This window comes from Amycolatopsis sp. NPDC005232 (genome assembly GCF_040607795.1).
Classification (GTDB): Bacteria; Actinomycetota; Actinomycetes; order Mycobacteriales; family Pseudonocardiaceae; genus Amycolatopsis.
The window spans coordinates 1-11,241 of record NZ_JBEXHL010000078.1 but is presented as its reverse complement, the minus strand read 5'-3'; the positions used below and the strand labels follow the sequence as shown (position 1 = coordinate 11,241).

General features: G+C 72.4%; 11 protein-coding genes. 8 read left to right on the top strand and 3 right to left on the bottom strand.

The genetic code is table 11. From position 1 onward, the window contains the following. The first annotated feature begins 158 nt into the window (after nt 1-158). Entirely contained in the window at nt 159-1,397 is a 1,239-nt protein-coding gene (gene mshC, locus ABZU76_RS51305; protein ID WP_354885749.1) for a cysteine--1-D-myo-inosityl 2-amino-2-deoxy-alpha-D-glucopyranoside ligase, read from the top strand. Nucleotides 1,398-1,815: 418 nt separating this feature from the next. Here mshC and ABZU76_RS51300 read toward each other — a convergent pair whose 3' ends face one another. Both ABZU76_RS51300 and ABZU76_RS51295 read right to left on the bottom strand, forming a co-directional pair. Continuing rightward, the gene (locus tag ABZU76_RS51300) at nt 1,816-3,441 is read right to left on the bottom strand and encodes an ABC-F family ATP-binding cassette domain-containing protein (RefSeq protein ID WP_354885747.1); all 1,626 of its coding nucleotides are present in this window, start codon (nt 3,439-3,441) and stop codon (nt 1,816-1,818) included. 154 nt (nt 3,442-3,595) lie between these two features. Next, on the bottom strand, nt 3,596-4,081 hold the full coding sequence (locus ABZU76_RS51295) for a MarR family transcriptional regulator (protein ID WP_220240800.1): 486 nt from the start codon (nt 4,079-4,081) through the stop codon (nt 3,596-3,598). Nucleotides 4,082-4,251: 170 nt separating this feature from the next. Between ABZU76_RS51295 and ABZU76_RS51290 the strand changes: the two genes are divergently transcribed. Genes ABZU76_RS51290 through ABZU76_RS51275 form a run of 4 tightly spaced genes read left to right on the top strand, consistent with a single transcriptional unit; the run spans nt 4,252 to nt 7,848 of the window. Then, nucleotides 4,252-4,839 (top strand): helix-turn-helix domain-containing protein, encoded by a 588-nt coding sequence (locus tag ABZU76_RS51290; protein WP_354885744.1) that lies wholly within the window; start codon nt 4,252-4,254, stop codon nt 4,837-4,839. Then, a complete protein-coding gene (locus ABZU76_RS51285; RefSeq protein ID WP_354885741.1) occupies nt 4,836-6,110 on the top strand; it encodes an MFS transporter in 1,275 nt (424 codons plus the stop codon). Before ABZU76_RS51290 ends, ABZU76_RS51285 begins: the two co-directional genes overlap by 4 nt. Further along, nucleotides 6,074-6,904 carry a metallophosphoesterase gene (locus tag ABZU76_RS51280; RefSeq protein ID WP_354885738.1) on the top strand — a complete coding sequence of 277 codons (831 nt, stop codon included), beginning with the start codon at nt 6,074-6,076 and terminating at the stop codon, nt 6,902-6,904. The genes ABZU76_RS51285 and ABZU76_RS51280 overlap by 37 nt, the downstream gene beginning before the upstream one ends. Then, nucleotides 6,901-7,848, top strand: coding sequence for a phosphotriesterase (locus tag ABZU76_RS51275; RefSeq protein WP_354885735.1), 948 nt, complete (start codon nt 6,901-6,903; stop codon nt 7,846-7,848). Before ABZU76_RS51280 ends, ABZU76_RS51275 begins: the two co-directional genes overlap by 4 nt. A gap of 68 nt (nt 7,849-7,916) precedes the next feature. Here the strand turns inward: ABZU76_RS51275 and ABZU76_RS51270 are convergent, their stop codons facing one another. Further along, nucleotides 7,917-8,831 carry a PAC2 family protein gene (locus ABZU76_RS51270; RefSeq protein ID WP_220240795.1) on the bottom strand — a complete coding sequence of 305 codons (915 nt, stop codon included), beginning with the start codon at nt 8,829-8,831 and terminating at the stop codon, nt 7,917-7,919. A gap of 335 nt (nt 8,832-9,166) precedes the next feature. Here ABZU76_RS51270 and ABZU76_RS51265 point away from each other — a divergent pair, with 335 nt between their 5' ends. The 3 genes from ABZU76_RS51265 (at nt 9,167) to hisG (ending at nt 11,063) form a co-directional block, all read left to right on the top strand. Next, on the top strand, nt 9,167-9,853 hold the full coding sequence (locus tag ABZU76_RS51265; protein WP_354885731.1) for an HAD family phosphatase: 687 nt from the start codon (nt 9,167-9,169) through the stop codon (nt 9,851-9,853). A gap of 65 nt (nt 9,854-9,918) precedes the next feature. Beyond that, a complete protein-coding gene (locus tag ABZU76_RS51260; protein ID WP_184778231.1) occupies nt 9,919-10,182 on the top strand; it encodes a phosphoribosyl-ATP diphosphatase in 264 nt (87 codons plus the stop codon). A 35-nt stretch (nt 10,183-10,217) separates the two neighbouring features. Next, entirely contained in the window at nt 10,218-11,063 is an 846-nt protein-coding gene (gene hisG, locus ABZU76_RS51255) for an ATP phosphoribosyltransferase (protein ID WP_354885728.1), read from the top strand. The last annotated feature ends 178 nt before the right edge of the window (nt 11,064-11,241 follow it).

The window sequence follows — 11,241 nt, the reverse complement described above, 5'->3', positions numbered from 1 at the left end:
CCGGGGGCCGATCGCACCGCACAATCCGGAAGCCGGCGCGATCTCGCCCCCGGCCGATCCGACCGCACAATCCGGAAGCCGGCTTAAAGGCGATCTCGCACGCCCTGGCGAAGCCAGGGCCAACAACACAGGACGGCCGTCCCGTTTACAGTCGAGGTATGCAGACTTGGTCCTCCGTCGACGTGCCCCGGTTGCCGGGCACGCCCCGCCCGCTTCGGCTCCACGACACGTCGACCGGGCAGATCCGCCCAACGGCTCCGGGAGCCACCGCCCGGATGTACGTCTGCGGCATCACGCCCTACGACGCCACGCACCTCGGCCACGCGGCGACCTACCTGGCGTTCGACCTGGTCAACCGCATCTGGCGGGACAACGGGCACGAGGTCCACTACGTCCAGAACGTGACCGACATCGACGACCCGCTGCTGGAGCGCGCCGAACGTGACTCCGACGACTGGGTCGTGCTCGCCATGCGGGAGACGGCGCTGTTCCGAGAGGACATGGAGGCGCTGCGCGTGCTGCCGCCGCGGCAGTTCGTGAGCGTCGTGGAGGCGATCCCCGAGATCGTGGAGGTCGTCGCGAAGCTGCTGGCCAACGGCACCGCGTACCGCGTGGACGACGCCGAGCACCCCGATGTGTACTTCGACCACTCCGCGACCGGGCGGTTCGGCTACGAGTCGCGCTACGACGAGGCAACGATGGCGACGTTCTTCGCCGAGCGGGGCGGCGACCCGGACCGAGCCGGCAAGCGCCACCCGCTCGACGCGCTGCTGTGGCGCGCCGCACGTGAGGGCGAGCCGTCGTGGGATTCGGAGCTGGGTCCCGGCCGCCCGGGCTGGCACATCGAGTGCAGCGCGATCTCGGTCAACCGGCTGGGGTTCGGGTTCGACGTGCAGGGCGGTGGCTCGGACCTGCGGTTTCCCCACCACGAGTACAGCGCCGCGCACGCGGAAGCGGCCGCGGGGGACCACCCGTTCGCCCGCCACTACGCGCACGCCGGGATGATCGGCCTCGACGGCGAGAAGATGTCGAAGTCGCGGGGGAACCTGGTGTTCGTCTCGCGGCTGCGCGCCGACGGCGTGGACCCCTCGGCCATCCGGCTCGCGCTGTTCTCCGGCCACTACCGCGAGGACCGGCCGTGGACCGACGCCCTGCTGACCGAGGCGCAGGAACGCCTGGCCCGCTGGCGCGAGGCGGTGGCGCTGCCCGCGGGTCCCGACGCGACGGAGACCCTCGCGCGGCTGCGCGACCACCTCTCGGATGACCTGGACACCCCGAAGGCACTGGAGGCCGTCGACGCCTGGGCGACCGCCGCTCTGCGCCGCGACGGCGCGGACACCACCGCGCCGGGCCTCATCCGCATCGCGGTCGACGCGTTGCTGGGAATCACTCTCTGACGATCCGCTGCGAAACACCGCCGGCCCAGGAAAGTCCAGGGCCGGCGGTGTTTGTATAACGACCAATACAGCCGGGCATTGGTCGGTGTGCACGTTCGGGCGGGGCGGAGGCGGCACATCGGGCAGGGGTCCGACGGCGGTCCGCGAGCTGCCCACTTCGGCCCAGGGGTCGCCTGGGGAAATGGGTGGCGAACGGCCGGGGAGCGGGCTTGTCAAGTGAGGCGGGTCCGCGGCGGTGAGGCAGGAGTCGCCCGCGTCGCCCACGACTGGTCTTGGCCGGAGCGGGCAGCGAGCGGTCCTCGGAGGGGGTTGGCGGGAGCCCGATCGTCGAGCAAGGCGCGTGGGCGACGCAGTGTCGGCGCCATGAGTCCCGCTTCGGCCCAGGACGCTCCTGGGCCGAAGCATTCTGTATAACGACCTATACAGCGGCGGGCTGGGTGGCGCCCAGCTCCAGGTGGTTGCCGTGCCAGTGGCGGCGCAGCCAGCGATCATGAGAAGCGATGATGACGGCGCCCGGAGCGGCGTCCAGTGCTGCGAAGAGCTCCTCGGCGAGGGTGAGCGAGATGTGGTTGGTCGGCTCGTCGAGGAGCAGCACGTCCGGCGGGTCCGCGAGCAGGACCGCGAGCGCGAGCCGCCGCCGCTGGCCCACGGACAGCTCGCCGACAGGCCGGCCGAGGTCCCGCGAAGACAGCAAACCCAGGCGGGACAACGGCGGCGCGTCGTCCCCGAGCGCGGCGCGGTAGACCTCGTGGGCCACGCTTTCCGGATCGGGGAACACCACGTCCTGCTCCAGCAACCCCACGCGCAGCCCGGGTCCGAAGTGGACGGACCCGCGCGCGGGTGTCAGCCGGCCCACCAGCACCGACAGGAGCGTGGACTTGCCCGCACCGTTGCCGCCGGTCACGAGCAGGCGTGCCGAGCCGCTCACGTCGAGCCGGTCGAGGGTCAACCGGCCCGGCACGTCCAGGTCTCGCACCGAGATCGCGGGTCCTTCGCCGGACGCGGCGGCCGTGAGGCGCGCGCGGAACCGCAGTGGCGCAGGGGGTTTGCGCACCTGGTCGTGTTCTAGCTCGTCGAGCCGCAGCTGGGCGTTGCGGACGCGCCGGGACACCTGTTTCTGCACCCGGCCTCCCTTGAAGTTGTAGAGGTTCTTGTCGCCGTCGGGCTGCGCGCGGTTGTGCGCGACCCGCCGCGCCGTGACCGCGACGGACTCCCGAAGCTCCTTCAGCTCGTCCTGTTCCTCGGTGTAGCGCTGCTCCCAACGCGCGCGTTCGGCCCGCTTCTGGTCGAGGTAGTCGCTGTAGGTGCCGCCGTAGCGCGTCGCCCCGCCCACGAGCCGGTCGGCCGGCGCCGGGTCGAGGTCGACGATGTCGGTGCACACCGCGTCGAGGAACACGCGGTCGTGCGAGGACAGCACGACGATGCCGGATAGCTCCGCGAGGTGGTGCTCCAGGAACTCCATCGCGGTGTCGTCGAGGTGGTTGGTCGGCTCGTCGAGCAGCATCGTGGCGGGACGGCGGATCAGCAGTGCCGCCAGCCCGAGCCGGGACCGCTGCCCGCCCGACATCTCGCCGAGGCGCCGGTCGCGCCCGAGCGCGCCGAGGCCCAGCCCGTCGCACACCAGCTCGGCGCGGCGGTCGGCGTCCCAGAGGTCGTGGGCCTGTGCCCACTCCAGGAGCTTCCCGTACTCGTCGAGCACGCCCGCGTCGTCGGGCCGGTCGGTCATCGCCGCGGTGAGCGCGTCGAGCCGAGCGGCGGCCGAGCGGATGTCGGCCAGCGCGTGGTCAAGGACGTCACCGAAGGTCGCCGACGCCGGGAACGGCAGCTCCTGCAACAGGAAGCCGACGTCGTCGCCGCGGACGATCTCGCCCGAGCGCGGCTGTTCGAAGCCCGCGAGCAGGCGCAGCAGCGTGGACTTGCCGGTGCCGTTCTCGCCGACGAGCCCGAGGCGGCGCCCGGCCGACGCGGTGAGCGAGACGCCGTCGAGGACGGTCCTGGCGCCGTAGCCGAACACGACGTCGGTGGCTTTGAGGGACAAAGACATGGGGGATCACCGGCCCTGGTGGGTAAAGCGGGTTCCCCGACGGGACTCGTGGCTCGCGGGAGCGGTGCTCGACCGGGAGCTGCCTCGGTGCGGGAAAGGGCTGGGCTCAGCTGTCCATGATGGGAAGAGGTTAACGCAACACCAGTAGGGTTAGTCAACCCCGAATTTCGCGAGGCTGCCGTGCGGCCTCGTCGACCTGCTGTGTGGCCAGGTCCGCGGCCGACTCGCCCTCGGTCAGGAACGACACCAGGGCGGTGAGCTGACGGCGGTCGAACCCGGCCAGGCGTTCGCCGAGACGCTGGGCGAGCGGGGCGTAGAGCTCGGTCAGCTCCGCCATGCGGTCGGGCAGCGCCCGCACGCGCAGCCGCCGGCGGTCCGCGGGGTCGGGCGCGCGCTCCACGAGCCGGGCGCGCTCCATCCGGTCGAGCATCCGCGTGAACGCGCCGGTGGTCATCCCGAGCAGCCGCGCCAGCTCCGTGGGGGAGTCGGTGGCGCCGCTGTGCACGAGCTGCAGGCAATGCAGCTCGGCCGGTGTCACGCCGAGGCGGTCGGCGACCGCGGTGTGGAAGCGGACCGTGGCGCTCACGAACCGGGGAAGTGCCAGTGCGGCGGCGGTGGCGAGTTCTCGCTGGTGGGGCAACAGACCGTCCTCGGCGCGGGAGTGGCTGGCGGACACAACGACTGCGCGGAGCAGTAACTGTCCGTGATGGTAGCGAAGCCCGTTGACAGCAGGTCGAGCGGCTGCAACTCTGAAAGGGAAGTTTCGAAAGAACCCTTTCAAGGTTTTGAAGTCGCAGAGCCGGAGGACCGATGGCCGAGCTGCCGCCACGCAAACGCATCGACGACGCCGAGCTGCTGCGCGCGCTGGCGCACCCGCTGCGTTCTGCGCTGCTGCACCACCTGATGGCCGTCGGGCCCCGCACGGCCAGCGAATGCGCCGAAGCGGTCGGCTCCACCGCGTCCAACTGCAGCTGGCACCTGCGCCGGCTCGCGCAGCACGGCCTCGTGGAGCGCGCCGACGCCACCGACGGACGCGAGCGGCCGTGGCGCGCCCTGCAGGTCGGCCTCGACCTCGGCGACCTGGGGGACGACCCGGCGCTCAACCGGGCGCAGCTGGCGGTGGTGGGCACGCAGCTCGCGGAGGAACAGGACCTCACGCGGCGCTACCTGGACTCGCTCGAAACGCTCGACCCGGCCTGGCTCGCGGTGGGCGGCTTCAGTTCGTACACGCTGCAGGTCACGCCGGCGGAGCTCGACCGGCTGCTACAGGCGGTCGACGCGCTGGTCCGCCCGTACGTCGGCGCCATCCGCGAAGACACGCCGGAAGACGCGCTGCCGGTGCACGTCGGCCTGCGTGCGTTCCCGCGGCTCGGGCCGGACGGGGAGCCGGTGTCGTGAGACAGCTGCTGGGCGTGCCCGCGTTCGTGCGGCTCTGGCTGGCCGCGTTCTTCGGCGAGTCCGCCGAGTGGATGCTGCAGGTCGCTCTACCGGTGTTCCTGTTCGCGACCACCGGCTCGGCCGCGACGACGGCGCTGAGCGTCGTGCTCGGCCTGCTGCCGGCGGTGCTACTGAGCCCCGTCGCGGGGGTTGTCGCGGACCGGTGGGACCGCCGGGCCGTGCTCGCCGTGGTGTGCGTCGGCCAAGCGGTGGTCGCGCTGCCGCTGCTCGCAGGAGACGGCATCCCCGTCGCGCTCGTGTACCTGGTGATGGCCGCGCAGGCCGGGCTGGCGTCGGTGTTCGAACCGGCGCGCAATGCGCTGGTGCCGGAGCTGGTCGGCGTCGCCGAGGTGACCGGCGCCAACGGCCTGATGAGCGTGAACGGCAGCGTCGCCCGGCTCGCGGGCGGCTGGGCCGGTGGCGCGCTGCTCGGCTGGGGCGGGCTGGACCGCGTGGTGCTCGGGTACCTCGGCGCGCTCGCCGTCGCGGCGCTGCTGCTCGCGCGCCCGTTCCCGGGTCCGGCGGCGCCACGCGTCCGTCAGCCACGCCGGGAACCCGTCGTCGGCGCGTGGCTGGCCGGGCTGCGAGAGCTCACGCGGGACCCGCGGCTGCGGGCCACCGGGATCGCGACGGTGCTCGTGTCCGTGGCCCAGGGGATGTTCCTGGTGCTGTTCGTGGTCTTCGTGCTGGACGTGCTCGGCGGAAGCGAGGCCGACGCGGGGCTGCTGCGCGGCGTGCAGGCGATCGGCGGGCTGGCGGCGGGCTTCGGCGTGGCGACGCTCGCCCGGCGCGTGGCGGGCGCTTCGCTGCTCGCGTGGGGCTCGCTGGCGACCGGGCTGGTGTCGGCGTTGATCTGGAATGCGGCAGCCCTGACGACGGCGCTGGGGATCTACGTGGGCCTGTTCGCGGTGGCCGGCGGGCCCGCGGTGCTCACGGGCGCAGGCCTGCTGGCGCACGTCCAGAGCGTGGCGGCGCCCGAGCGTGCCGGCCGGGTGCTGAGTACGGTGTTCGCCGTGGTCGCGGCGGCCCAGGCCGCCGGGTCGCTGCTCGCGGGCGCGCTGGTGGCCGTGACCGGCCCGGCGGTGCTGCTCGACGTGCAGGCCGGCGTCTACGTGGTGGCCGGGCTGGTGCTGCTGGGGTGGCGTAAGGGGCGGTTCTGGCGATCTGCCGGTCGGGAAATGGCTACGGTGGAGGAGTGCCGTCTCTCTTCGCCACCAGCGACCTCCACGTGACCCACGAGGGCAACGGGCCGATCCTCGACCGTGTCGTGCCGGATTCGCCGGAAGACTGGCTGCTCGTGGTCGGTGACGTCGCTGAACGCTCGTCCGTCATCCGCGACACGCTCGCCACCCTGCGCGAGCGGTTCGCCAAGGTCGTGTGGGTGCCGGGCAACCACGAGCTGTGGACCACGCCGAAGGACGAGTCGCAGCTGCGCGGCCAGGCCCGCTACGAGTTCCTCGTGGAGCAATGCCGGGAGATCGACGTGCTGACTCCCGAGGACGAGTTCCCCGTGTGGGAGCACGGCGCCAGGCCGCTGACGATCGCGCCGTTGTTCGTGCTCTACGACTACAGCTGGCGTACCCCGGCCGCCGCGGGCAAGACGATCGAGGAGGCGCTCGCGCAGGCGCGCGAGGCCGGCGTGGTCTGCACGGACGAGTACTTCCTGCACCCCGACCCGTTCCCGAGCCGCCAGGCCTGGTGCGCCGAGCGCCTGAAGGTCAGCACCGACCGCCTCGACGCCATCCCGGCCGAGCACGGCACGGTCCTCGTGTCGCACTGGCCGCTGCACCGCCACCCGACCGCACCGTTGCACTACCCGGACTTCGCGCTGTGGTGCGGCACCACGGAGACCGAGGACTGGCACCTGCGCTACCGCGCCGAGCTCGCCGTGTACGGCCACCTGCACATCCCGCGCACGACGTCGGCCGACGGCGTGCGGTTCGAGGAGGTCTCGCTCGGCTACCCGCGCGAGTGGAGCCGCCGCGCCCGCGGGGCCGTGCCGCTGCGGAAGCTGCTGACCGCGTGACCGGCGAACCCCGGATTCGCACCGTCCTCGGCGACGTCGCGCCCTCGTCACTCGAGGTGTGCGACGCCCACGACCACCTGTTCTTCGCCTCCCGGCAGCTCGCTGGGCAGGAGCTCGACGACGTGGCGGCCGCCGAGGCCGAACTGCGGGCGTTCGCGGCCGCGGGCGGGCGCACGGTGGTCCAGTGGACGCCGTTCGGCCTGAACCGCCGCGCGGCCGACCTCGCCGTGCTTTCGCAGGCGACCGGCGTGCACGTCGTCGCCGCGACGGGCTTCCACCGCGCCGAGCACTACCCGGCCGACGTCCTCGACCGCGTCGCCGACCGGCTGGCCGAGATCTTCGTGGCCGACCTCCTCGACGGAATCCCCGCGGGCGACGATCCGGACGCCGACCGCACCGGACCTCGCGCGGGCCTGATCAAGGTCGCGGGCGCGTTCCACGTCGTCGACCGGCACGCCCGCTGGACGATGGTCGCCGCCGCGCAGGCCCATCAGGAGACGGGCGCGCCGATCGCCGTGCACCTGGAGCTGGGCACCGCGGCCCGGGAGGTCGCCGACCTGCTGTGCGGCGAGCTGGCCGTGCCGCCGTCGCGCGTGATCCTGGGCCACCTCAACCGCAACCCCGACCTGCGTGTGCTGCGGGAGGTCGCCGACACCGGCGTCTTCCTGGGTTTCGACGGCCCGTCGCGCGCCAATCACGCCACCGACTGGCGCCTGGCCGACCTGCTGTTCGAGCTCGCGACCTCCGGTCACACCGGCCAGCTGCTCCTCGGTGGCGACACGACCACCGCCGCGGCCCGGCTGTCCTCCGGCGGCGGCCCCGGCATCCCGTACCTGCTCACGACGCTGCGGCCCCGGCTCGTCCGAGCCCTGGGCGACGACGTCGTGCAGGCGATGCTGGTCGCGAACCCGGCCCGTGCGTTCGCGGCCCGCTGGCGTCGCTGAGCCGAGCCCGGAGACCGGAACGGCCCCCGCCGCGAGTGCGACAGGGGCCATTCCGGCTGGGTAGCGGCTCAGCGGAGGCCGAAGCCCCCGCCTTCCTGGCCGGGGCGGCGCCGGCGCAGGTAGCGCTCGAACTCGGCCGCGATCTTGTCGCCGGAGACCTCCTCCATGGTGAAGTCGGTTTCCGCGTCGCCGCGCTCTTCGAGGCTGCGGACGTACTCGCTGATCTCTTCGTCCTCGTCGGCCATCTCGCTGACGGTCCGCTGCCACTCCTCGGACTGCTCGGGCAGCGCGCCCAGCGGGATCTCGACGTCGAGGACGTCCTCGAGCTTGTGCAGCAGCGCCAGGGTCGCCTTCGGGGACGGCGGGTGCGACACGTAATGCGGCACCGCCGCCCAGATCGACACGGCGGGGATGCCGGCCTGCACGCAGTAGTCCTGCAGCACACCCACTATCCCGGTCGGCCCCTGGTAGTTGTTCAGCTCGAGGCGGAACCGGCTGGCGGTGTCCTTGTCGTAGGCGGTCCCGGTGACCGGGACGGGCCGCGTGTGCGCGGTGTCGGCCAGCAGCGCGCCGAGCGCGACGACGGTGTCCACGTCGAGCTGCATGATGTGCTCCAGCAGCTCCGCGCAGAACGCGCGCCAGCGCATGTTCGGCTCGGGGCCCTGCACCAGCACCACGTCGCGGTCGAGCCCCTCGGGCCGGCAGATGGACAGGCGCGTGGTCGGCCACTCCACCTGCCGGGTCACGCCGTCGACCATGCTGATGGTCGGCCTGCTGACCTGGAAGTCGTAGTAGTCGTCCGGCTCCAGCTCCGCCAGCGGGGTGGCGTCCCAGTTGAGCTGCAGATGCTCGATCGCGCGGCTGGCCGCGTCGCCAGCGTCGTTCCAGCCTTCGAAGGCCACCACCATCAGGGGGCGCTTCGATTCCGGGCGGGCGCGATCCGGGTCTCCGGGTCGCTGGGTCTCGTCGACTGGCTCACTCACCTTCCCAGCCTACGACCCTTCGCCCGTAACCTGTGCAGCATGTCCGACCGCGCGCCGTCACCGCCGCCGCCCGCGCGCGGCGCACGGGTACCGGTGTGCGGGACACGCCGGGGAGCCCCAGCTCAGCGCCTTGTGCACGGTGCGCGGCGCCCCCGCCCGGCGGCGCGATGCGGATGGGATACTGGAGACGATCCGGCCCGCCGTCGTGCCCGGTCCCCCCGGTGGACGGTCCGGGGCCGCCGCCGGCGCGAGGCAAGCCCACTCTTTCGGGGCGGATTCGTGCGGGTGCGCCGCGGCCGTCCGTCCACCCGCCGACGCACCGACAAGGAGAAACCGTGACTGCACCGTCCTCTTCGGACGGACTGGGCGCCGTCCTGTGGGACATGGACGGCACGCTCGTCGATTCCGAGAAGCTCTGGGACGTCGCGCTGTACGAGTGCGCGGAAGCGCTCGGTGGCAGGCTGTCCGAGGAGCAGCGGATGACGCTCGTGGGGTCCAACATGGACGCCACGGCCACCTACCTGCTGGAGGTGACCGCGCGGGAGGTCACGCCGGAGTCGGTGGCCGAGACCGGCGCGTGGATCCGCCGGCGCACGGCGGGCCTGTTCGACGACGCGCTGCCGTGGCGCCCGGGCGCGCGCGAGGCGCTGGCCGCGGTGAAGGCCGCCGGCATCCCGTCCGCGCTGGTCACGTCGACCGAGCGCGCGCTGACCGAGCTGGCGCTGCAGACGATCGGCCGCGAGTTCTTCGACGTCACGGTGTGCGGTGACGAGGTCGACGGGCTGAACAAGCCGCACCCGAGGCCGTACCTCCAGGCCGCCGAGCTGCTCGGCGTGCCACCGGAGCGGTGCGTCGCGGTGGAGGACTCGCCGCCGGGCGCGGCGTCGGCCGAGAGCGCCGGCTGCTCGGTTCTCGTGATCCCAAACGACGTGGAGGTGCCGGCGGGGCGGGGGCGGGTGTTCCGCGAGTCGCTCGCGGGCGTCGACGTGGCCGCGCTGGCCGCGTTGCTGCCGCGAGTGTGACCCTTGCGGCATCGGGGTCACCCGGGGCAGCGCCCGCCCGTGCGGGATGGAAGGATCTGCAGACCGTGAAGACCTTCGATGAGCTGTTCGCGGAGCTTGCCGAGCGCGCCCGCACCCGTCCCGACGGGTCCGGCACCGTCGTCGCCCTCGACGACGGGGTGCACGCACAGGGCAAGAAGGTGCTCGAGGAAGCCGGCGAGGTGTGGATCGCCGCCGAGCACGAGTCCGACGACCGCCTCGCGGAGGAGATCTCGCAACTGCTGTACCGGGTCCAGGTACTCATGCTCGGCCGGGGGATCTCGACCGAGGACGTTTACCGCTACCTGTGACGCGTTCGCGCACCGGAGATCGAGGAGAGAGTCACATGCTGCGTGTTGCCGTGCCTAACAAGGGAGCCCTCGCCGCGGCGGCGGCCGAGATGCTTTCCGAGGCGGGCTACCGCAAGCGACATGACTCGAAGGACCTGACCGTGCTCGACCAGGTCAACGAGGTCGAGTTCTTCTTCCTGCGCCCCAAGGACATCGCGATCTACGTCGGCTCCGGCGAGCTGGACCTCGGCATCACCGGCCGCGACCTCGCGCTCGACTCGGGCGCGCCGGTCGAGGAGATGCTCGCGCTCGGCTTCGGCGGGTCCACCTTCCGCTACGCCGCCCCGGCGGGCCAGGACTGGAAGCCGGCCGACCTGCAGGGCAAGCGTCTCGCGACCTCGTACCCGCGGCTCGTACGTGAGGACCTGGCTCGCCACGGCGTGGAGGCGGAGGTGATCCGCCTCGACGGCGCCGTGGAGATCTCGATCCAGCTCGGCGTCGCCGACGCGATCGCCGACGTGGTCGAGTCCGGCCGCTCGCTGCGCCAGCACAACCTGGTGGCCTTCGGCGACCCGATCTGCGTGTCGGAGGCCGTGCTACTGCAGCGCGCGGGCAGCGACTCGGCGAAGGCGAAGAGCCAGCTGGCAGCGCGGCTGCGGGGTGTCGTGTTCGCGCAGCAGTACATGATGCTCGACTACGACTGCCCGCGCACGCTGCTGGAGCAGGCCATCGCCATCACCCCGGGCCTGGAGTCGCCGACGGTCGCCCCGCTGGCCGACGAGGACTGGGTCGCCGTGCGCGCGATGGTGCCGCGCAAGAAGGTCAACCAGATCATGGACGAACTCGCCGAAGTGGGCGCCAAGGCTGTCCTTGCCTCGGACATCCGCGCCTGCCGGCTCTGATGTCCTCGGCTGCGTCCGCTGTGTTGTCTGCCTCGGCTTCGCCGAGGCGGCGAGATCGCCTTTGAGCCGGCGTTTGAATCGCGCGATCTGATCGGCCCGTTCGTGCGCGCGTCTCCCATGATGAGCACCGACGTGCGCGGGCCGACGGCGTCGATCCACATGCCCGTGAACCCGCGCA

Bases quoted from the DNA above. Each gene is read 5' to 3' on its own strand.
- mshC (WP_354885749.1), top strand. From the start codon at position 159: ATGCAGACTTGGTCCTCCGTCGACGTGCCCCGGTTGCCGGGCACGCCC.
- ABZU76_RS51300 (WP_354885747.1), bottom strand. From the start codon at position 3,441: ATGTCTTTGTCCCTCAAAGCCACCGACGTCGTGTTCGGCTACGGCGCC.
- ABZU76_RS51290 (WP_354885744.1), top strand. From the start codon at position 4,252: ATGGCCGAGCTGCCGCCACGCAAACGCATCGACGACGCCGAGCTGCTG.
- hisG (WP_354885728.1), top strand. From the start codon at position 10,218: ATGCTGCGTGTTGCCGTGCCTAACAAGGGAGCCCTCGCCGCGGCGGCG.